Source organism: Endozoicomonas sp. SCSIO W0465 (genome assembly GCF_023716865.1).
GTDB lineage: Bacteria > Pseudomonadota > Gammaproteobacteria > Pseudomonadales > Endozoicomonadaceae > Endozoicomonas.
Map to the genome: position 1 here is coordinate 2423698 of NZ_CP092417.1, position 22048 is coordinate 2445745.

At 47.5% G+C, this 22048-nt stretch carries 22 protein-coding genes; 9 read left to right on the top strand and 13 right to left on the bottom strand.

The genetic code is table 11. The annotated features are described in order from the left end of the window. The first annotated feature begins 44 nt into the window (after positions 1–44). Entirely contained in the window at positions 45–1559 is a 1515-nt protein-coding gene (locus MJO57_RS10430; protein WP_252017330.1) for an IS66 family transposase, read from the top strand. On the opposite strand, the gene MJO57_RS10435 is transcribed toward MJO57_RS10430, so the two are convergent. Both MJO57_RS10435 and MJO57_RS10440 read right to left on the bottom strand, forming a co-directional pair. Further along, positions 1560–2321: a hypothetical protein gene (locus MJO57_RS10435; RefSeq protein ID WP_252025147.1), complete on the bottom strand. Its 762-nt coding sequence runs from the start codon at positions 2319–2321 to the stop codon at positions 1560–1562. A 277-nt stretch (positions 2322–2598) separates the two neighbouring features. Further along, positions 2599–4566: an ankyrin repeat domain-containing protein gene (locus MJO57_RS10440; RefSeq protein ID WP_252025149.1), complete on the bottom strand. Its 1968-nt coding sequence runs from the start codon at positions 4564–4566 to the stop codon at positions 2599–2601. A 739-nt stretch (positions 4567–5305) separates the two neighbouring features. Here MJO57_RS10440 and MJO57_RS10445 point away from each other — a divergent pair. Next, positions 5306–6643: a transposase gene (locus MJO57_RS10445; RefSeq protein ID WP_252017304.1), complete on the top strand. Its 1338-nt coding sequence runs from the start codon at positions 5306–5308 to the stop codon at positions 6641–6643. Positions 6644–6736: 93 nt separating this feature from the next. On the opposite strand, the gene MJO57_RS10450 is transcribed toward MJO57_RS10445, so the two are convergent. From MJO57_RS10450 to MJO57_RS10465, 4 genes are all read right to left on the bottom strand, one after another. Next, positions 6737–8743 (bottom strand): hypothetical protein, encoded by a 2007-nt coding sequence (locus tag MJO57_RS10450; RefSeq protein WP_252025151.1) that lies wholly within the window; start codon positions 8741–8743, stop codon positions 6737–6739. A 139-nt stretch (positions 8744–8882) separates the two neighbouring features. Further along, positions 8883–9653 carry an ankyrin repeat domain-containing protein gene (locus MJO57_RS10455; RefSeq protein WP_252025153.1) on the bottom strand — a complete coding sequence of 257 codons (771 nt, stop codon included), beginning with the start codon at positions 9651–9653 and terminating at the stop codon, positions 8883–8885. 15 nt (positions 9654–9668) lie between these two features. Continuing rightward, entirely contained in the window at positions 9669–10772 is a 1104-nt protein-coding gene (locus MJO57_RS10460) for a transposase (RefSeq protein WP_252025155.1), read from the bottom strand. Further along, positions 10729–11013, bottom strand: a complete 285-nt coding sequence (locus MJO57_RS10465; RefSeq protein ID WP_252021084.1) for a DUF6444 domain-containing protein — start codon at positions 11011–11013, stop codon at positions 10729–10731. The genes MJO57_RS10460 and MJO57_RS10465 overlap by 44 nt, the downstream gene beginning before the upstream one ends. Here MJO57_RS10465 and MJO57_RS10470 point away from each other — a divergent pair. From MJO57_RS10470 to nhaC, 3 genes are all read left to right on the top strand, one after another. Continuing rightward, positions 11012–12016, top strand: a complete 1005-nt coding sequence (locus MJO57_RS10470; protein ID WP_252025157.1) for an IS66 family transposase — start codon at positions 11012–11014, stop codon at positions 12014–12016. The two genes, MJO57_RS10465 and MJO57_RS10470, sit on opposite strands and share 2 nt — an antisense overlap. An 18-nt stretch (positions 12017–12034) precedes the next feature. Continuing rightward, complete coding sequence (locus tag MJO57_RS10475; RefSeq protein WP_252025159.1) at positions 12035–12463, top strand: hypothetical protein; 429 nt, start codon at positions 12035–12037, stop codon at positions 12461–12463. A 106-nt stretch (positions 12464–12569) separates the two neighbouring features. Beyond that, positions 12570–13997 (top strand): Na+/H+ antiporter NhaC, encoded by a 1428-nt coding sequence (gene nhaC, locus MJO57_RS10480; RefSeq protein WP_252025161.1) that lies wholly within the window; start codon positions 12570–12572, stop codon positions 13995–13997. An 83-nt stretch (positions 13998–14080) separates the two neighbouring features. Here nhaC and MJO57_RS10485 read toward each other — a convergent pair whose 3' ends face one another. After that, a complete protein-coding gene (locus tag MJO57_RS10485; RefSeq protein ID WP_252025163.1) occupies positions 14081–15154 on the bottom strand; it encodes a hypothetical protein in 1074 nt (357 codons plus the stop codon). A gap of 48 nt (positions 15155–15202) precedes the next feature. Next, complete coding sequence (locus tag MJO57_RS10490) at positions 15203–16516, bottom strand: MFS transporter (protein ID WP_256493268.1); 1314 nt, start codon at positions 16514–16516, stop codon at positions 15203–15205. Positions 16517–16829: 313 nt separating this feature from the next. Here MJO57_RS10490 and MJO57_RS10495 point away from each other — a divergent pair, with 313 nt between their 5' ends. After that, a complete protein-coding gene (locus MJO57_RS10495; protein ID WP_252025167.1) occupies positions 16830–17495 on the top strand; it encodes a metallophosphoesterase in 666 nt (221 codons plus the stop codon). 10 nt (positions 17496–17505) lie between these two features. On the opposite strand, the gene MJO57_RS10500 is transcribed toward MJO57_RS10495, so the two are convergent. Beyond that, positions 17506–18174: an NAD(P)H-dependent oxidoreductase gene (locus MJO57_RS10500; protein WP_252025169.1), complete on the bottom strand. Its 669-nt coding sequence runs from the start codon at positions 18172–18174 to the stop codon at positions 17506–17508. Positions 18175–18296: 122 nt separating this feature from the next. Between MJO57_RS10500 and MJO57_RS10505 the strand changes: the two genes are divergently transcribed. Continuing rightward, the gene (locus tag MJO57_RS10505) at positions 18297–18785 is read left to right on the top strand and encodes an 8-oxo-dGTP diphosphatase (protein WP_252025171.1); all 489 of its coding nucleotides are present in this window, start codon (positions 18297–18299) and stop codon (positions 18783–18785) included. A 52-nt stretch (positions 18786–18837) separates the two neighbouring features. Here the strand turns inward: MJO57_RS10505 and MJO57_RS10510 are convergent, their stop codons facing one another. Beyond that, positions 18838–19650: a TatD family hydrolase gene (locus tag MJO57_RS10510; RefSeq protein WP_252025173.1), complete on the bottom strand. Its 813-nt coding sequence runs from the start codon at positions 19648–19650 to the stop codon at positions 18838–18840. A 165-nt stretch (positions 19651–19815) separates the two neighbouring features. Between MJO57_RS10510 and MJO57_RS10515 the strand changes: the two genes are divergently transcribed. Further along, entirely contained in the window at positions 19816–20352 is a 537-nt protein-coding gene (locus tag MJO57_RS10515) for a copper chaperone PCu(A)C (RefSeq protein WP_252025175.1), read from the top strand. A 130-nt stretch (positions 20353–20482) separates the two neighbouring features. On the opposite strand, the gene MJO57_RS10520 is transcribed toward MJO57_RS10515, so the two are convergent. Beyond that, the gene (locus tag MJO57_RS10520; RefSeq protein WP_252025176.1) at positions 20483–20875 is read right to left on the bottom strand and encodes a DUF2750 domain-containing protein; all 393 of its coding nucleotides are present in this window, start codon (positions 20873–20875) and stop codon (positions 20483–20485) included. Continuing rightward, a complete protein-coding gene (locus MJO57_RS10525) occupies positions 20856–21143 on the bottom strand; it encodes a hypothetical protein (RefSeq protein ID WP_252025178.1) in 288 nt (95 codons plus the stop codon). The genes MJO57_RS10520 and MJO57_RS10525 overlap by 20 nt, the downstream gene beginning before the upstream one ends. Positions 21144–21270: 127 nt before the next feature. Here MJO57_RS10525 and MJO57_RS10530 point away from each other — a divergent pair, with 127 nt between their 5' ends. Next, positions 21271–21786, top strand: a complete 516-nt coding sequence (locus MJO57_RS10530) for a hypothetical protein (protein ID WP_252025180.1) — start codon at positions 21271–21273, stop codon at positions 21784–21786. A gap of 47 nt (positions 21787–21833) precedes the next feature. Here the strand turns inward: MJO57_RS10530 and MJO57_RS10535 are convergent, their stop codons facing one another. Next, the gene (locus MJO57_RS10535; RefSeq protein WP_252025182.1) at positions 21834–22028 is read right to left on the bottom strand and encodes a DUF4250 domain-containing protein; all 195 of its coding nucleotides are present in this window, start codon (positions 22026–22028) and stop codon (positions 21834–21836) included. Positions 22029–22048 lie beyond the last annotated feature (20 nt).

Below are 22048 nucleotides of genomic sequence, written 5' to 3' on the forward strand. Positions count from 1 at the left end.
TATACCATCCTCTTAAGCACCATTTTTCCACAATATTCGCCAGCATGATTCCAGAACTACCCGCAACTATGTCGGCTGAGATTCTCTTGAAAGAGAATGCAGAGCTGCGGATGAGAGTTGCCTGTCTGGAAGAGCGATGTCGAGAATTGGAAGAAAAGGTTGGCAAGAACAGTCAAAACAGCAGCAAGCCGCCATCGTCTGATGGTTATCAAAAACCTTGTAAAAACAGTAATTCTCCAGATCATTCTGACGACCTTTCCGCAGATAAAGGTACCGATCCATCGGATGAAAAACCCAATCCTAAAAGTCTGAGACAGTCTTCTGGTAATAAAGCCGGTGGAAAGAAAGGGCATCAGGGCACTTGTCTTAAACAGGTCGATATCCCTGACTATATTGAGTACCTTCCGGTTAAAGAATGCAATAAATGTCAGGCGTCTCTTCTTGATAGTGAGCCGGTCAAATATATTGAACGACAGGTGTTTGAACCAGGGAGACCGGGTGAATTTGAAGTAACGGCCCATAGAGCTGAAGTAAAAATCTGCACTTGTGGTTGTCGGAATCAGGCTGAATTCCCGGAAGGTGTTACCGCTGCCGCACAATATGGCTCAGCCACACAGGCTATGGCCGTCTATCTTAACCAATACCATTTCCTGCCTTTTAAGCGCGTGTCAGAGTATTTTAATACTCTCTATAAAATGAGTGTAAGTGCAGGCACTGTCGCCAATTTTGTGGCCAGAACCTATGAAAATCTGGCTTCTACTGAAGAGGTTATTCGTGACGCCTTGCGGGAATCGTCTGTTGCCGGAGCCGATGAAACGGGTATGCGGGCCGAGGGCTCTTTGCACTGGCTACACGTTATGCGGGATGAACAATGGACGCTCTACTACTTGTCTGAAAAGCGAGGTCGTGAGGCCATGGACACGATGGGCATACTGCTAACATTTGCAGGCGTTCTGGTTCATGATCATTGGAAATCCTATTTTGCATATGCGGCAACTCACGTACTTTGCAATGCCCATCACCTGAGGGAGCTTTTGGGTGTTGTTGATAGGGACAGCAATCAACTGGCGTTGCGATTGATGAAGCTACTGAGGCTTTCCTGGCATTACTGCAAGGGCTTTAAGACCATAGGTATGCTACAGATGCCAAGTGTTGTCTGTGAACGAATCGAGAAGATTTATGACCGGTTGCTTCAGCGGGCTCTAATGAAAGAAGTCGTCTATATGGAGAAGCAACGAGAGGAGCTTAAGCGCAAGAAAGTCAAGAATACTAAAGCTTACAATCTCTTCAAACGACTCACTGAGTTCAAGGCTGAGACACTGCGCTTCATGTCAGATTTTACCATTCCCTTCGATAACAATGGCAGTGAGCGGGATGTTCGAATGGCCAAGTTAAAGCAGAAAATCTCAGGCTGCTTCAGGAGTGCAGACGGTGGTTCTATGTTTGCACGGATTCGCAGCTATTTGTCGTCTGCCAGAAAACAGGGAATGGACATATATCAATCACTTCATAGAGCTGTTCGGAATTACTGTAATATGCCTTTGCTCAGTGCTGAATAGTTACATTTTACCTTTACGCTGTTCTGCAGGGTGGCCCAGTTCAAAACATTCCAGAGCCCGTTCCTCCAGATCTTCAGACTTAAGTACGTATTCTTTCCAGTAATCATCAAACTCTTTTTTGACAAGAATATCTATCTTCTGATTAAACTGACTGTTGGCAGCAGTCGTTTGTTGACTATCACTGGTATTATCTCTGTAATGTTGCAGTTTTTCCTGCAATTCATTGATTTGGGAACGAAGCCTTGCTCGTACAGGGTAACAATGACTACCACTCAATAGTTTTAGCTCCAGTCTTGCTTGCTCCAACAGACTCTCCGCTGCTTCTACCTCTTCTTGCCCTGGTCGGCCGGAAAAAAGGTCAATAGCAGTGCTTGCTCTATCCAGGAGTCCTCTGACTTTTTTCTGAACAATCTCTACTTTCTGTTCGTCTATTCTCTGCAGCCTTAAACCCATATTCCGGTGTCTACCCAATAATTCATGTCGTTGCACCCTGTCAGGTACTTTTTTGCATTGGCCTGATGCCTGATCAAGATAACTCCCGCCTTGTGATGGTTGTTCATTAACGCAGCAGGGATCACCTTCTGAAATGGTATTCAATGCTTCAGCGTTATCCGGGTTTTCGTTATTGTCGTTTACAGGACCAGAATTTGAGGCGTTTGCTTTTGATACAGAAGCCTGCTCATCTGCTCGCTGATTAGTCAGATTTAACGTTGTCAGCCTGCTTTTCAGCTCTTTTAACATCGCACCCTGTTGCTCTTCCATCTTCAACCCGTCAATTGCATTTGAACTGACAGTCCAGTGATCAAACTTTACCGGAGCTGCGCTGGCATGTTCACCCTTATGACCGCCTTGGCGTCGAGACTGGGGCACCGCTGCGCTCCGGGCGGGAATGGATGGCACATTCATAGCAAATTGACCCTCGACTCCAAAGTTCAATATCAGAATTCAGAGTTTTGCCATATGAGAAAGTTCCAACATTGGATTAGACGATTTGATTATTTTCAAAGAATTCAGATAGCCAATTTTTAAACGACATTTATTATATAATGCTGAATAACTTCCGCTTCGCATCCAGCAACAACTTCACAGCCTCACCATGCCGGTTTATGACAGCGATCCTGAGCGGGGTTATCCCTTCCATGGCCCTATCCTCTTTTTCAACCCGACAAGCACAGTACAGTACTTCCCGGGCTTCTTTGCGCTTTCCATCAGTCAGGAGCGTAAACACAGAGCCCAACAGCGACTTGATTATTTTAATACTTCCCAGACTGACTGCAATATACAACGGTGTTGCTCCATCTTCCGCCCGGGTTTTCTTCAGTGTCGTCATAATGGCATAACTCCTTTTGTCCCCTGGTAATGCTTGCAACGCTTGCATTAACTGTTTCACACTGTTCTTATGCTTGCCCAGAACAGCACTCAAGAGGGGGAAGGCCTGAATCAGCTGATCCACGACTTCCCCACAGCTGTTATCGACAGGTACTGACAGTGGCTTTCTTTTGAACTGGTCGACCGCGCCTGCCAATGTTCCGAATACAGCAACTTTTTCAGCTTTCGGGAGGCCATTCACCACATTCATTAATTGCCTCACAACGTCGTGATACTCTGTGAAAGCAGACAGTAACCGGGTAACAATGTTATCGTGACCCAAAAAAGCGGCAATATAGAGAGGCGTTCTGCCAAATCTGTCTGCCACACTCAGCGCCGCCCTGATAACCATCGGATTTTTCCACTCCGATAGCGCCTTCAGGGCATTCAGGCATAAGGCTACAACTTCGTCGCATCCGGATTGTGCAGCCAGGAAGGTCAGGGTTTTACCGTCCCGGTCGGCCAAATTCAGGACCAGCATGACGGCCTCGGACTTTGTGGGCTCCTCCAGTATATTCAGGATGCCCAGTACCTCCGCCAGAACCCCGGGTTGCCCTTCATACGCCGCGTTCAGGAGCATTATTTTCATTTCCTGACTGGCAATCAACAGCCACATGCACACTTCATGGCCGTTTCCGGTTGCGCAATGCAAGGGCGTCAAACCATCAATATTTTTTTCATTAATCAGAATACCGGGAGCGCTCAGCAGCGCCTTGACGATCTCTTCATATCCACGTGCGGCCGCAAGGCAAAGAGGCGTCCAGCCATCATGATTCTTCTTATTAACCAGAATGCCGTGAGCTCTCAGCAGTGCTTTGACGCACTCATCGTGGCCGTTATGGGCAGCGAGACTCAATGGCGTCCAGCCATTATCATCCGTCTCATTAACCCTAATGCCGACAGCACTCAGTAACGCCTCGATGCACCTGTTGTAGCCGTTAAGGGCAGCGATGCACAGGGGCGTCATGCCAGCGTTAATCTTTTCATTGACCCTGACGTCGAGAGCATTCAGTATCGCCACGAGGCACCCGTCGTGGCCGTTATGGGCAGCCAGACTCAACGGTGTCCAGCCATCGGCATCCTTCTCATTAACCATAATACCGGGAACTCTCAGTAATGCCCTGACGCAATCGCTATGGCCGTTATTTGCAGCAAAGCTCAAGGGCGTCCACCCACTGTCGGCCTTGTCATTGACCATAATGCCGGGAGCGTTCAATAACACCTCGACGCACCCGGAGTGGCCGTTACAGGCAGCGAGGCACAAGGGTGAAATGCCATTGACAACCTTCGCATTCACCAAAACACCGGGGGCATTCATTAACAACAGTTCCAGGCACTCAATATTGCCCTGTAGCGCAGCCAGATGCAGGGGCGACAGGCCATCCATATCGGTACCATTGATATCCATTTCCCCGATAGCGATCAGACGCGACAGCGACTCGATCTCGTGGTTCGTGATGGCCCAGTGCAATGGGTATCCGGGCTCGCCTGTTGCTTTTGGCGGTGCTGTTGGATTAACCAGACCAGTGGGCTGAAATGCATTCAGCGGGGCTGACCAGTCATCACGGTTACCGGTGTCAAAAACAGGGAGTGCTGGCAGAAGACTTTCCGTTTTTGGGTGCTGGCAGATGGATGTCATTTTGTTCCTGTTATCCACTGAGAAAATGGCACTTTCAGTGTTCACATGTTGCGGTATTTCCCGGCCAAAAGCCTCTGGTGCGGTAACCCTTTGTACATTTCTGGTCAAGATCGATTGGCCGGCATCGTAATTACCCCATTCAACAGCCCCGCTTATGACAGGGATGGTTACTGGCCTTAAAGGACTTCCGTCGCCGGTTGAAGCGGTATAGCCTGCACCGGACAAGCTGGCTCGATGGGAAGTGTAAGGTGGAATATTCATAGGTAGCTTGACAAGCCATGAATAATTTAGTTCAACCCATAACTGTTGGATATTTGATTTATTGCCAATATACGACCAATATTCAACAATCTCTGCCCCATCAAAACCCAATGGAAACAGAGCCGTTTTTTTTGCACCACAAAGTCAATCTCACAGCGAAGTGTCCCGGGGAGGGGAATTCAGGATTGCATACAACCGGATCGTTTTCCCCCGTGCTCCTGGTCTGCCTCCTCTTGCTCCAGCCGATTGATCTGTTTATTCAGAACGTCGATCTGCGTATCCATATGGTTAATATTATCACTAAGAATCTGATATTCCTTCTTGTAATCGGATTTACCGGCGAATTGTTCGAGTCTCAGTGCTTTTGCGTTTTCTAATGATTTATTATAAAAATCCCTGAGATCCTTTATTCCTCGACTTTAGAGTTTTAAGAGCACAATAGTTCCGGCGCATAATCTGCTAAAAGCAACCATCCCCAATGACGAAATTCGAGATGGTTGCCATGCTCACTTCAGATCATCAAGTAATCCTCAGGGAGCTCGCTTCATATACAACCTTTCTTGCTGGAGCGCTATCATCAACTGCAGTACCAACGTTCTGCGAACTGCTGTTCGGTTGCATGCTTTCAGCCGACGGCTTTGTTACACAGGCGTTGTTAACAATTGATTTTCATTGTGTGTGGAGCAGCTACCACCACTGGCTATCTCAGGGCAAGTGGCAATGGAAGAACTTGGCACGCCACTTGATCCGTCTGGTCTGCTCCAAAGCTCCTGAGAATCAACCTGTGGTCCTGGGGCTTGATGACTGGGTAATCGAACGGTTTTCCGACAAAGCCCCTGCTTGTCGTACACATCATCAACACAGCAAGAAACGCAATCGGCCGACGTACATCTGGGGGCAGTGTTGGGTTTCCCTGGCCATCATATTTGAGCGGGCTGCAGATGAAGTATTTACCGCCATACCGGTGATCTCATTTCCGACACCAGCTTCAGGTAACACCAGCAAACTGAAAATTGCCGTGGCCATGCTCAGGGTGGTACGCAATGAAGTGAAGGATCGAGTGCTACGCCTGCTAACCGATTGCTGGTATATGAACTGGACACTGATAAAGCCAGCTCTGGAAATGAACATAGAAGTTGTTGGTCAGATACCTTCAAATCGGGCCCTCTATGCTTTGCCGCCAGCACCCACCGTAAAGAAGCGAGGGCGCCCAAAAAAGTACGGCATCAAGATGACGACAGAACAGGTTAAGAAACTGCCGGAAGAAAAAGCAACAGTATGGATGTACGGCAAATTTCGCAAAATACGTTATCGTACCCTGATCTGTCGCGCCAGATTCCTTAAAGGTCGTGAAGTACGCGTCGTCTGGAGTCGCTTTGAAAATGACAAAGGTCTGACCGAAAGCAGAATATTCATCTCGACCAATCCGGAACTTGAGGGACTGGAGGTGCTTCGTGCCTATTCCCGGAGATGGCCGGTAGAGCCAATGTTTCACCAACTCAAACATGCTTTTGGCTGTTGCCATTTATGGCAGCAGAAATTGCGAACACTGCTTCGATGGATGCATTTGAAAATGGCAGGCTATGCATTATTGCAGTTATTAACCGTTTGTAAAAATCAGGCATGTCTGAATATTTCTCGGATACCCTGGAGAAGCCCGGATACAACCACTGCAGGCATGATGAAAATTGCTCTTTCAGGAATTATTCCGAGGTTCTCTATTCGCAAGGGCTGGAACAGATATAAGCAAAAATATGAGTTCAATTTTCGCGATCTGATCGACCAGTTAATACCGGATAATTCAGAAGCAGCATAACTAAAGGCTTTTAGGCAAAAAACGGAAGTAATAACGAACTTGGAAAAACAGTTCACTGATTTCGGCTTGCTTCACTATAAAAAGCTGACCGAATTATCGTTTTATACAGACTCTAAAGTCGAGCTTTATTCTACCCTTACGCTGTTCTCCATGATGGTCCGGTTCGTAACATTTCAAAACCGATTCCTCCAGATCTTTAGACTTGCGCCCATACTCTTTCCAGTAATCATCAAACGCTTTTTTCAGAGGATCTATCCTATTACTAACGTCACTGCTTGTAGCCGCAGTTTGTTGGCTATCGCTGATACTCTCCTTATAGGGTTGCAGTCTTTTATTCAACTCATGGAATTGGCAACGTAGCCCTATTCTCACAGTGTCATAATGACTGCCGCTCAATGCTTTAAGCTCTATTCTTGCCTGCTCTAACAGCGCTTCCACTTCTGCTACCTCGTCTTGTCCCTGGTGACCGGGAAAAAGGTCCATGGTAGTGCTCGCTTTATCGAAGAGTTCTTTGACTTTTTTCTGAACAATCTCTCCTTTCTGTTCTGCTATTTTCTGCAGCCTGAAGCCCATATTCCGGTGTCTACCCAATAATTCATAACGTTGCGCCCTGTCACGTATTGTTTCGCACCGGGCTGCTGCCTCATCAAGATACCCCCTGGCTTGTGCTGCACGATGTTCATTAAAGCCGTATGGGTCACTTTCTGAAGTGGTAATCAACGCTTCAGCGGCATCCAGGTTTTCGATAATGGCGCTTACAGGGCCAGAGTTTGACAATACTGTTTTTTTGCTGGTATTGAATAAATCCCTGAGCTGTCTCTGCTGCTCAAGCAATTCGGTCCGCTGTGATCCCGCAGGCTGGCTATAAATCAAGGTACTTATCTGACTTAACCTCACTTCTTTACGGTTAAAAAAATCCATAATCTGGTCAGTATTGGGCAGCTGCTTGCTGTATTTGAAATCATTAAGGTCGGTGGTCAACGCTTCAATATCATTGAGAATACCGAAATACGTTTTCATATCGCCCAGCTGGTGACTGAATGATTCCAGACGCTCCACCAGTTGCAGGCGCTGTTCCTCGCCGGCAAGCGCCAATTCACCGAAGGCTCTGGATAACCGGGCAATGTCCCGCTCAATCGACTGTATATCCCTGCTGCTGCTTATATTAGAATCTTCCAGCTGATCCAGACGATGATGAAAATCCTTAACCTGAAGCTCCTCAAATTGCTTGCTGACCGCTCTGAATTTTTCGGAATCTTGTTTACGCACCAATGATTCTAAATTGTCCAGCTCTGCTTTGATCAACTGCATCTGATTTCGAACATCCGTTATCTTATCATCTGCCCACTGGTCAACAATCAGTCGTCCAATATGAGCATTCAAATGGGCCAATCTTGTTCCGGCAGATGGAAAAGCATCATAAGAAGACGGTGGAGCGACCGCCACTGTCGCCTGATTAGTCGTCACAGAAGACAATAGCGATCGTTTGGCAGATGCCGGATCGGGTTGACCGACAGGGAGCCCGCTGCATGCCCGCGAGTCATCGCCTTCCGCCACGATTTTGCCATCACCTGCATGGAATCCCTCCCTGGCCCCGGTAATCGGCTCACTGGCAACAGGACCGTTGACTTCATCAAGCAACTGCTGCATCCCTTCCGCGATAGAGCTTTCTGATTTTTTCATCAGCGCGCAAAAACCGTGCCCCAGGGGCCGATCCGCAATACCACTGTTTGCTTCAGTCTGAAGCCTGAGGATCAGGCCAGTCACGATCCTGACCTTTTGCTCCTGGCTGCGCCCCTGACTATCATCCACCGGCAGCCCACAGGCATCAAAGTCTTTTTTCAGGTTACTCAAATTGAAGGACTTCGCACCTTGCTGGCGCTCTGCCCTTCGGCACATACGCCCGGCCATATTCTCAACCGCCTCACGCCCCATACCTCGTAAGAAACTGTCAATGGTGCTTAGACCGATAGTCCAGCGATCAAACTTTACCGGGGCTGTGCTGGCACTTCCGCCCTTATGACCGCCATGAAATTGGGGTTGGGACACAGCTGTGCTTTGGGCAGGCCTTCTTTCGGCAGGCATTGATGGCATATGCATGGCCAGTTTCTTCCCGACTCCAAGGTTCAATATTAGAGTTCAGAGTTTTGCCACAAGACAAAGTTCCAACACTGGATTAGACGATTTAATTATTGCCGGGGGAGGTTGATAGCCATTTTTTTAATGACTTAAACGACATTTATAAAATACTGAATAACTTCCGTATCGCCTCCAGTAGCAACGGCACAGCTTCATCATGCAGTTTTTCAGCAGCGATCATAAGCGGGGTTTTCCCAATGGCCCCACCCTCTTCTTCAACCCGGCAGGCAGAGTACAGCACTTCTCTCGCTTCTTTGCGCTTTCCATCGGTCAGGAGCGTATCCACCGCGCCCAACAACAGCTTTATTACCTCAATATTTCCCAGCTTGGCTGCAATATACAACGGTGTTGCTCCCTCTGGCCGGGCTTTCTTGAGTACCGCTGTAATGGCAGAACACCCTTTCGCTGCTGGTAATGCTTGCAACGCCCGCATGAACTGCCCCACGCTTTTGTTATGCCCGCCTGCTACCGCACTCAGGAGTGGGAGGGCCTGAATCAGCTGATTGACAATTTTCCCGTAGCCCTTAGCCATAGCTACGTTTAGTGGCGATCTATTGCGTGTATCGACTTCGCCTACCAGTGCTCCAAAGACAGCAACTTGTTCTGCTTCCGGGAAGCTTGCTAACTTATTCAGGATTTGCTCAACAACTTTGCTCTGGCCAGAGCCAGCAGCCACATGAAGCGCTGTTCCCCCGTCGTTGCCGGAGAGAGTCATTACCGTGGTGACGGCCTGACACCGTTTAGATTCAGGCCAGGTCGCCAGAATTTTCACTATCCGGTCGACAATATCGGTTTGCCCGTTCCGGGCAGCACTCAGGATGGGGAAAGCCTGCAGAAGTTCCGCCACCTGTTCTTGCCCCTGGTTGGCCACATAACTATATGGTAACTATTCAGCACTGAGCAAAGGCATATTACAGTAATTCCGAACAGCTCTATGAAGTGATTGATATATGTCCATTCCCTGTTTTCTGGCAGACGACAAATAGCTGCGAATCCGTGCAAACATAGAACCACCGTCTGCACTCCTGAAGCAGCCTGAGATTTTCTGCTTTAACTTGGCCATTCGAACATCCCGCTCACTGCCATTGTTATCGAAGGGAATGGTAAAATCTGACATGAAGCGCAGTGTCTCAGCCTTGAACTCAGTGAGTCGTTTGAAGAGATTGTAAGCTTTAGTATTCTTGACTTTCTTGCGCTTAAGCTCCTCTCGTTGCTTCTCCATATAGACGACTTCTTTCATTAGAGCCCGCTGAAGCAACCGGTCATAAATCTTCTCGATTCGTTCACAGACAACACTTGGCATCTGTAGCATACCTATGGTCTTAAAGCCCTTGCAGTAATGCCAGGAAAGCCTCAGTAGCTTCATCAATCGCAACGCCAGTTGATTGCTGTCCCTATCAACAACACCCAAAAGCTCCCTCAGGTGATGGGCATTGCAAAGTACGTGAGTTGCCGCATATGCAAAATAGGATTTCCAATGATCATGAACCAGAACGCCTGCAAATGTTAGCAGTATGCCCATCGTGTCCATGGCCTCACGACCTCGCTTTTCAGACAAGTAGTAGAGCGTCCATTGTTCATCCCGCATAACGTGTAGCCAGTGCGACACGCGCTTAAAAGGCAGGAAATGGTATTGGTTAAGATAGACGGCCATAGCCTGTGTGGCTGAGCCATATTGTGCGGCAGCGGTAACACCTTCCGGGAATTCAGCCTGATTCCGACAACCACAAGTGCAGATTTTTACTTCAGCTCTATGGGCCGTTACTTCAAATTCACCCGGTCTCCCTGGTTCAAACACCTGTCGTTCAATATATTTGACCGGCTCACTATCAAGAAGAGACGCCTGACATTTATTGCATTCTTTAACCGGAAGGTACTCAATATAGTCAGGGATATCGACCTGTTTAAGACAAGTGCCCTGATGCCCTTTCTTTCCACCGGCTTTATTACCAGAAGACTGTCTCAGACTTTCTAGGATTGGGTTTTTCATCCGATGGATCGGTACCTTTATCTGCGGAAAGGTCGTCAGAATGATCTGGAGAATTACTGTTTTTACAAGGTTTTTGATAACCATCAGACGATGGCGGCTTGCTGCTGTTTTGACTGTTCTTGCCAACCTTTTCTTCCAATTCTCGACATCGCTCTTCCAGACAGGCAACTCTCATCCGCAGCTCTGCATTCTCTTTCAAGAGAATCTCAGCCGACATAGTTGCGGGTAGTTCTGGAATCATGCTGGCGAATATTGTGGAAAAATGGTGCTTAAGAGGATGGTATAAAAATCAGAAAATTCCAGATTTATGTGGGGGTGCTGAACAGTTACAATTCCAGATTTATGTGGGGGTGCTGAACAGTTACAATACTCTCTATAAAATGAGTGTAAGTGCAGGCACTGTCGCCAATTTTGTGGCCAGAACCTATGAAAATCTGGCTTCTACTGAAGAGGTTATTCGTGACGCCTTGCGGGAATCGTCTGTTGCCGGAGCCGATGAAACGGGTATGCGGGCCGAGGGCTCTTTGCACTGGCTACACGTTATGCGGGATGAACAATGGACGCTCTACTACTTGTCTGAAAAGCGAGGTCGTGAGGCCATGGACACGATGGGCATACTGCTAACATTTGCAGGCGTTCTGGTTCATGATCATTGGAAATCCTATTTTGCATATGCGGCAACTCACGTACTTTGCAATGCCCATCACCTGAGGGAGCTTTTGGGTGTTGTTGATAGGGACAGCAATCAACTGGCGTTGCGATTGATGAAGCTACTGAGGCTTTCCTGGCATTACTGCAAGGGCTTTAAGACCATAGGTATGCTACAGATGCCAAGTGTTGTCTGTGAACGAATCGAGAAGATTTATGACCGGTTGCTTCAGCGGGCTCTAATGAAAGAAGTCGTCTATATGGAGAAGCAACGAGAGGAGCTTAAGCGCAAGAAAGTCAAGAATACTAAAGCTTACAATCTCTTCAAACGACTCACTGAGTTCAAGGCTGAGACACTGCGCTTCATGTCAGATTTTACCATTCCCTTCGATAACAATGGCAGTGAGCGGGATGTTCGAATGGCCAAGTTAAAGCAGAAAATCTCAGGCTGCTTCAGGAGTGCAGACGGTGGTTCTATGTTTGCACGGATTCGCAGCTATTTGTCGTCTGCCAGAAAACAGGGAATGGACATATATCAATCACTTCATAGAGCTGTTCGGAATTACTGTAATATGCCTTTGCTCAGTGCTGAATAGTTACAAACGGATTAATGTTTGGTGAAGCCCTGGTCTTTTTTTACTACTGAGGCTGCAGACGGTTTTCTGCATTTACGAAAACAGGGACTTCAACTCCATTCCAAAATGCGTTTTCTCAGCGCCCAGTTTAAAGCACTGTTTACTAATGAGCTATGGAAGAAAAATGCGGCTCAGGCCAATCGCATGATGAGTCTGTTGGTTGCAGGGTTAAATGAGTGTCCGGATATTGAGCTGGTTTGTCCCGTGCAAACGAACCAGGCCTTTTTCTCAATCCCAACAGAGCTGGCCAGCCAGTTGCAAGCCGTCAAAGATTTTTACCAAAATGGACCGCAGCCCGGTGTGTATCGAATGGTCACGTCATTTGATACCACTGAAGAAGATGTTGACTCTTTTGTTCAGGAAGCCAAAGCACTGAATAAACCGTGTCAAATAAACAGTATCGAATAACCTGATAAATGACATACTCCAGCAGGTGCAGTGATGCGTACAAACCGCTATCATTGTCCTGCCTGTTTCTCAGGGTTGTTGCCCCCGCATCCGAAGGAGTTTTGCTTTGACTGTATCGACACAGCCAGAAACATCATGGAAAGAGCCCGGTTTTCTCCATGCGTTTATTACACTTGCTGCAATTATTGCCGTCATTAGCACTGGTCTTTTTATTCTGGAAACCAGTCTGCACAGTTTGATTCTGGTTTCTCTGATGATTGCTTCCGTCAGCGCCTTTTCCCTTGGCTACGATTTCCGTGCCGTTCGGGATGCCATGAATTCCGGAATTACCGGAGCGCTGACTGCAATTTATATTTTTATTCTGATCGGTGTACTGATTGCGGCCTTTATTCAAAGTGGTACGTTGGCAACATTGATTTACTATGGCATTGAATTTGTCAGTCCTGCGATTTTTCTCCCTGCCGGGCTCATTCTCTGTAGCCTGATGTCCCTTGCCACCGGTACCAGCTGGGGGACGGTTGGCACCATTGGGGTGGTTCTGATGGGGATCGGCACAACCATGGGGATACCGGCTCCTCTGGTTGCCGGTATGGTTATCTCCGGTGCCTGCTTTGGCGACAAAATGTCTCCGGTTTCGGATACCACCAACCTTGCCTCCATGACCTCAAAAGTTGATCTCTATGCTCATATTCGGGGCATGCTGTTTACTACCGGGCCCGCCTATATTCTTGCCTTGGTGGTATTCTCGCTGATGGGGTTGGATTATGCTGAAAATCAGTTACCCACTGAACAACTGTCAGCCATGCAGGTGGCTTTACAGGACACATTTACAATCAATGCACTGACTCTGTTACCGCTGATCATTATGTTGGCTCTCAGTACGGCCCGTGTTGCAGCAGAACCAAGCATGATGATGGCATCTTCTGTTGCTGTGGTGATTGCTATCTTTATTCAGGATCAGAGTCTGACAACAGTTCTTGGCAGTCTTTATGGCGGCGGCAGTGTCCGTACCGGCCTGGAAAGTATGGATTCATTGCTTGGACGAGGTGGTATTACCTCGATGATGTGGACGCTTTCATTATCTCTCATGGCATTGGCATTGGGGGGTATCCTGGAGCGATGCCGTTTTTTGCGGGTGCTCATTCATACGGTTGTTACAAGAATAAAAAGAACATCGACTCTGGTTACCACTACCATTATTGCCTGCTTTACAGGGAATATGACTATGGGGGAAGCTTACATGTCAATCATATTGGGTGGTCAGCTATTTAGTGACGCCTATGATCAAAAGGGCGTAGATAGCCGTGTGCTTTCACGCTCTCTGGAAGAAGGGGCTACGCTTACAACAGCACTCATTCCATGGACTACCGGAGGAGCATTTTTTGCCTCGACCTTGGGCGTTGCAGTGATTGATTATGCGCCCTGGGCCCTTTTAAACTGGCTCAGTCCGGTTTTTGCTATGGTATTTGCCGTTATGGGCTTTGGCCTGTTCGGCAAAGATCAAAATCTTCAACAAACCAGTCCGGCTGTTTGATGCTATAAGGGAAGTGTTAATTGGAATGACGATTCCGGATGAACATCACCTCTGTTATCACTTCCCTTATTTATATATCAGAATTATTTCGGAAGATAGTTACTGAATTCGGCTATTGACGGTATTTTTACCTCACCCTCAGCATTAACTGATAATATAGGGTAAAGCTCAGTCAGCTTCCGAACCTCCCTTTCAATTGCTCCCATTTTGTGGGTGTTTGATACCTTTTCTGTGGCTATATTTTCGTACTCCTGCTCGATAGGCCCTGGCAAGGGCAATAGAACAGGCTTCCAGGGGAATTTGCGAAGAATAGACTTTACATTATTCAGTTCCCTTTCGGTAAGATGGGGAATTAACTTTTTTATCAAATTATTTTGGGCTCGCAGAGAATAGTTACCATTACGAATAAAACTGCTGACATCCCTACCTAACTGAAAGTCACCCTGGCGTCTTAAACCGCTCACCGCCTCTTCATAAGAGGGCAACCTGTCAGGATCTTTCAGTTGATCAAACACCGCATTCAGATAACCATCCAGCTCACCCGCCACGTTACTTGCTGTGCGATTATAAGCTTCCATGTTTTGCTTAAACACTGTCTCTGCTTTTCTCTGGCTTTCTTCCTTTTCAAGAAGCATGGATCTCTTTTTGGCCTTCAACAATGCATTGTTATTTTCTATTGCCCTTTTGTAGTACTGAATAGCTTTATAGTTACTCTCCATCTTAAAAATAAGCCCGTGCATGATGGGTCTAATAGCTCCTTCTGTCCGGGGTTTCAATCCTTCTTGATAAAATAAATTAACCAGGGCTAAGCCCCCGGCAGCCCCAACAGCAGCACCAATTGCTACCGGAGCTATTGGGTTGTTCAGAAAAAAACTGTCTGCATGTTGTACAACGCGCTCAATGAGGGATGTTCCACGGTCAGCAATCGTGGACAATTGTGGTGCTAAATTCAGCATGGCGACAGCACCGGCAGCAGAAAATCCTGCGATGGTCATTGCGGTGTTGCCAAGTTTGTAACGCGTACCACTTTCCGGATCGTAGTAATAAAATAATTTTTGCAATTTGCTGCTAATGCTGCTTTCCTGCTGAACATCCTGTATGCCTGCAGAATTAGCAATTTGCACTGGATTATGACCTGAAATACCATTAGTTTGCATGCTACCACCCTAACATTAAAGTATTTATTACTTTTGACCTGCTCCTAATTAAAAAGTTTCACTATCTCTTTTTAAATGAACATTTGGCCAGTTAATAAACAGGGCGATCAAGCTGACGGCTGCAATGAGTGAAAGATAAATAGCCGGACCCGACGTATTATTTGAGTATTTAGCCATTAGTGTTGATATAAAAGGGGCAATGCCCCCAAAAATTGCAAATCCTATGTTGTAACAGGTAGCAACGCCTGTATAACGAACTTCCGTGGGAAAAAAACTGATCAACAGTGGCGGAAGCGCCCCCGATGCGGCAGCTGCCAGAAGGCCACAGATCAACAGGATCTTATTGAGCTCGGCGGCTGGTGAAGAGAAATAATGAAACGCTGGCCAGGAGACAGTAGCAATAACAACCGCCATAATGCCAAAAATCAGTTTGTGATTCATCAGATCGGATAGCATCCCGAATATCAGACAAAGTGGCGATAACATCAGAAATGCCAGGGCGGTTTGCCAGGCGACCGCTTCCCGGGGAAAACCAAGCAGTGAATAAAGATAACCCGGCATGTAAATGCTGTAGATAGTCACGGTTGCTCCACACAGACCAATGGTCATGAATCCGCAGATAACTCCCCGGGTATGTTGTTTGAAAAGGAGAACAATTGGTATGGAGGCCTGCGCCTTGGTCTGGTCAAGTGCTTCAAATAAGCCAGATTCCGAGAAGTGTTTGCGGATGTGATAGCTGATGATTCCCAGAAATCCTCCGATCCAGAAAGGGACTCGCCAGCCCCAGTCCTTCATATCTTCTGCCGACAGGTGCATTTCAAGCATGCCGTGAACGAATGTTCCGAACGATATGCCAATCATCATAGCCAGAAACAGAATGCCGATCACCAACCCACGCCTTTCCGGCGTAGTTTCACTCAGATAGGTGATCGCTCCCGGAATTTCTCCACCCAGGGAGAATCCCTGGAGTAGCCGTAAGGTGATCAGAGTGATGGGTGCTGCTGCACCGATACTGTTCCATCCGGGAAGACACCCCATCAATGCGGTGGTTACCGCCATCAAAAAGATGGAAAAGGTAAACGTCTTCTTACGGCCATAGCGGTCCCCAAAGTGCCCAAAAACAAAACCACCCAGAGGACGAGTCAGATAACCAATGGCAAACGAAGCCAACGCATTGAGTAATGAAGTGACAGGGTCTTCTGCAGGAAAAAAGTTCTCGGCAATATAGCTGGCCATCAAGCCATATATCAGGAAATCATAAATCTCCAGCATTCCCCCCAGTGATACGGAAGATGCCAACTTGTATTGGCTGGAAGATGCTGTAATGCACCGTTTGGATGGTTTGGGCGTTGTTTGAGTCATCAGTCAGATAGAAAGTGGGTTGGAGAAACGCGCAGTTCTTCATAGCATTGGCTAACGGGTCTATAGACGTAATGGTGTGATCATCAACGTTCCAGAAAAGAAGACCTGAATCGGGTTTGGCATACCGACTAAGAATAGCCCCATTTTGCTGAGCTGTTGCCGACTGTCGCAAAAGGTTAGTCTGGTGCCCTTGGTGATGTTCAGGGTTTATGAAGAAGCGAATCGGATGATGGAGCGACTAAACTGGTAATCAGGGTCGAACCATAGACTTGGACGGACAAACCTGAGCGTTAATGAAATCCAGGGAGGATTTATGTTTTACCAGCATTTCCGTCAGAATGAAGTTGGCCGTGATTTTGTTATTGGCGATTTGCATGGAATGTACGATCTCCTGATGTCCTTACTGGCCAACGCCGACTTTGACAGGAAAAAGGATCGTTGTTTCAGTTGTGGCGATCTGATTGATCGTGGGCCGGATTCAGAAAAGTGCCTCTCTCTCATGGATGAACCATGGTTCCACTGTGTTCGTGGCAATCATGAGCAGTGCATGATTGATACGGTAAGGCACCCATCCTCTCATGAGATGGCTAAATGGATACTTTGTGGCGGTGATTGGCATTTGCAGGTTTCATCAGAAAGAATGAACCGATATGCCGCCAAAGCCTCTGAGCAGCCGGTTTTGATCTCGGTTGATCTTTCTGGCGACAGGCAGGTGGCCATTTGCCATGCAGAGTACCCGTTGCCGGTTTGGAATCCGGGGAAAATTGCATCTGACCCGAATCTGATATGGGCGATGCAGTGGTCCAGGTCCAGGATTCAAAGTGGTGATCAGTCAGTAGTTGCAGGCATTGATCACATCTTCTGTGGTCATACCATTGTTGATCAGACAGTCACTCTGGGAAATACGCACTTTATTGATACGGGCGGATTTGAGAGCAACCGTCTGACGCTGATATGCCTCAGCGACCTTGCTGAGTGAGCGGGTGATTTTAGTGCCATTCGACAACAGATTTCTGCCGATGGCGGGTTTTTGGGTAAGGCTCGTTTTCCCGGTAACCAAAGGCGACCATCACGCTGACACCAAACTCACTGCTATCCAGCAGGCCTTCCTGTTCCATCACTGGCTCCAGCTTGTCACGGTTGAAACCTTCAATCGGGCAGGAGTCAATGCCAATCTGGGCGGCTACGCTCATCATATTGCCGAGGGCGATATACGTCTGTTTACAGGCCCAGTCAAACATGGCCCTGGGGGATTCGGTCAACCGGAAGTCGCTGTTCTGAAAGTCACGGTAGAATTCACTGATCATATCCACGACATCTTCGGGCAGCTGTTTCACATTACGCATATGGTCCAGGATATACTCAGACTCATAATGCATGCTGTTTTCCTTGCGGGCCAGAATGATGACAAAATGACTGGCAGTTGGTAACTGTCCCTGGGCTCCCCAGCTGACGGTTTTGATCTTTTCCCTAAGATCCGGGTTCTGGATCACCAGAAACTTCCAGGGTTCAAAGCCAAATGAACTGGGAGAGAGACGTCCGGCATCCAGAATAAAATCGAAATCCTCATCGGGTATTTTTCGGCTTGCATCAAAGCTTTTGCAGGCGTGGCGGAAGTTAAAAGCGTCCAGAATTTGTTTACGCAGGGCAGTGTTCATTGCTCAGACCCTATACAACAGTAGTCAAAGACTACATTCTATTGATATCAGGATAAAATAGGAAGAAAGCATAAAAATGATAGACAGTATTGAATTATATTTAAGCAGGCAGGAATTAATTCATGCAAACATTGCAGGATATTGACTGGAGCTCCTGGCAGGCCAAAGACCCTGCCACGCTGACGTTTATTATCAACGATGGGCAAGTGCTGCTGATTCGTAAAAAGCGTGGACTGGGGGCCGGGAAAATCAATGGACCCGGTGGGCGACTTGAGCCGGGTGAAACCCTGCTGGAGTGTGCAATCCGCGAAGTCCAGGAGGAACTGTGCATCACTCCGGTGAATCCGGAGTTCTGTGGAGAGAGTCTTTTCCAGTTCACGGATGGCTACTCCATGCATGTCCACACCTATGTGGCAAGAGATTTCATCGGCACACCGGAAGAGACTGATGAGGCCATACCGTTATGGTTTGCCCTTGACCAGATACCCTATGATGAGATGTGGGCAGACGACATTATCTGGATACCAGAGATGTTGAAGGGGAACAGGTTTAAAGGACACTATCTGTTCGATGGAGACCGAATGCTGGATCACCACCTGGAAATTGGTTGAAAAAATAAAAGATGGGCTGGAAATAGCTGGAATATAGAAAGGCGCATAAAGATCAAATTCTAAATAGCGAACGACAGTTATGAGAGGTGGCTTGTGCCACCTCCATAAAAGAGATACCTCTCAGTTCTGCCAGACACTCAGCAACGAGCTTCACCCTTCCCGGTTCATTCCTTTGTCCCTGATAACCGTTCAATGGCATATCCGGAGCGTCTGTCTCAAGCACAATGCTGTTAATTGGTAGAGTAGCTGCCAAGTGTCGTGTTTTACTGGCCCTTGGGTAGGTAATACCGCCACCAAATCCCAGTTTAAAGTCCAGTTTCAGATACTCCATAGCTTGTTGCTCACTGCCTGAAAAGGCATGAATTATCCCGGCTCTCTCTGGTTTCCATCGTCGAAGTACTTGCAAAATATCATCGTGGCTTTTCCGGCTATGAATAATCAGCGGCATTTTATGCAGGCAGGCCAGCTCGACATGACCAGTAAACAGCGCCAATTGTTTATCCCTTACCTGAGCAGCGGTGTTATGGTCAAAAAAATCCAGCCCGGTTTCACCTATGGCAACCACCCTGGCAGAACGTTGTTCAAGCAACTTATCCAAGACTTCCAGATACTCGGGCTTGTGTTCTGAAATAAACCAGGGATGAAGACCAAGGGCCATCACGATATCCACCGGGTTCTCTTTAGAAGGCACTTCTGATTCATGGATTAGTGGGAGCCATTCCTGTTGTTTTGTGGCAGGAATACAAATGTGACTGATGCCTGACTTTTTTGCCCGGTTCAGTACCTGTGCCCGGTCACCATCAAAATCCGAAAAATTAAGATGGCAATGACTGTCAAATAGGGGCAGCTGAACGTTCGCTTGCACCACGACTCAAGCTTCCTGTAAAAAGAGATTTCATGAGAACGCACTTCTTTTTTCTATAATTAATAAGTAAAAAGCCTATAATGCGTATCTGCAAGTTAATAAAAGCAAACTCACAGTAGATTGCTATTCTCCCATGATACTTCTAATGACCAGTGGAGTTGAGTAATGGAAGGTGGAATGATTTGGTATTCCAGTATTAAGCGAACAATCATCAATACTATGATGGTTCTGATGGTGCTATTAACTGCGCACAGTGCAACGGCTGCACAAAACGGGCACATTTATTCGCACGCTCACTCAAAAGAGCAATCTAAACCAGAGGTGCAGTTACTGAATGCCAGTGCCCGTGCTACCAAGCCAGGTATGTCCTCATCAGCTGCTTATATGACCATCTACAATGGTACTCATGAGGCCATACAGATTCGCTCATTGAGCAGCCCGGTTGCCGCGAAAACAGAGCTTCACACCACAGAAATGAACAATGGCATGATGAAAATGCGCCGTGTGGACAACTTGACCATCAAGCCGGGCGACAAGCTGGAGCTAAAGCCGGGTGGCTATCATGTGATGCTGATGGGCCTTAAGAAGCCCATAGCCACTAACAGTGAAGTGCCAGTGACCATTACCTTCAGTAATGGTGATAAAAAGACAGTGGTTGCTCATGCAACGGATGAAATCAAAGGACAGCATATGGCGCACTGAGTGCTGTCGGCAAAAGCGTTCCCAATTCTTTGTCGAACACTGCAAAGGCACGGATATAAGCTCTTCACCCCTTGTGTCTGTATGCCTTTGTGTCTTGGTGGTTAATGACAGTGTACCGCTTGGAACAGGTTTACCCTTGCTCCAGCTCACCAAGAATGGCTTCCTGCAATTCAGAAGGGGTCACAACAAGTCCTTCTTCTTCATCAACCGGAAACACAGCCAGCATGGTGTCATCCTTCTCCAGGCCCGGAGTCCAGCGCTCCAGCCATACTTCCAGGTTGATGGCTTTGGGCTGGCAGTCCGACCAGTCATCCACTGCCCAGGCTTTGGCGAAATCAGGATGAGGCCAGACCGGCAGGCACTCTTCGCCATCACTGGATGACAGCTCTACCCAACCCTCCGGGCTATGGAGGCTCCAAATCTCCTCCCAGTCCGCCACTTTTTTCAGAAAGTAGTCATAACGCTCATGGTCAGCCAGCTTCTGAATGGATTCAAACTGTTTGTCATTGAGTCGATAAGTCATTAGTCATCAACGCTAGTGCCGTAAATAATGAAGGGAGTGTATTACCTGCATGGGATTGAAAGCAAATGGTCTTCTGAATACTGAATATCCGCTGAATCATAGAGATGGACAACTCAAAGAGAGACGGTTGAGAAAATAACGCACCGACACTTCTTTCATGATGCTCTGATTTAAAGTTTACTTTTGCCTGATTTAATGGTTGATAATCCTCAATGGTTATCCACCAGTTCTGACTGGCTTTGACCTGTTTAAAGCGGCTATAGTTCACCTCCCTGTTTTATCAGCCTATTTTGTGATCTATGAAGTTGTATGGTGCTCCGCTGATGGCCTCTCTTTTAGCGGGTTTGGTTCTGGCAGCCAAAGAATTTTGCCCATTCTGGTCCACCATGGCCTTCATGGAAGATATTCTACTGTTTCTTGCCGGCCTGATTGCGGGCATTCGATTGCCGGATCTGGATTTATTGACACCAGGGCTGTCCCACCGTTCAGCCATAACGCACTCTTGTCTTCCTGCACTGGTTATCTGGGCTTTGGGGGTTTCGCCGGTTGCCGCGGGTCTGGCTCTGGGGATTGCCTTCCATCTGTCATCGGATCTTCAGCCCAAGTCCTGGACAGGCGGTGCACTGATAAAGTTTCCTGTCCTGGGCAGTATCGGGATGCTGTCACCGATCTGGTTGGTCGCCAATGTGATTGGTTGTCTGGCAATCTTTATGGAAGTGGCTTCCGGCGAACCTGTGGATGCCCGGCAGATGATACTGGCGCTCTGTTTACTGGGAGCAGGCTGGTACTTTCTCCAGGTAGAAAAACGCCCACTGTTACCGTTGATAACCCTGGGGTTTGCTATTTTGCTGGTTCATGCGATACGCGGCGGGACGTTATCGGTAAAGCTGGTGTGGCAGTATTTTGCTTAGGGCCTGTTGACGTTTCATTGCAGGTTCACCAGGCCCTCAAATAACGGTCAGTCATGAACGAACTGATTATTGACCGGTTGGTAGTGAAAACGGATTTTATGAAGCTGGCTTTCGATGTCCAGTTTGCTCATGTCCATCTCATCGGCCAGCTGGTCCAGCGAATTACAGGTAAGCCTCAGCTTTTCGTTGACAATACCCAGAAGAATAAAGGGATTGAGATGTTCAGGATGTTCGAGTTCCATGGTGACTCTCCGTTCATATC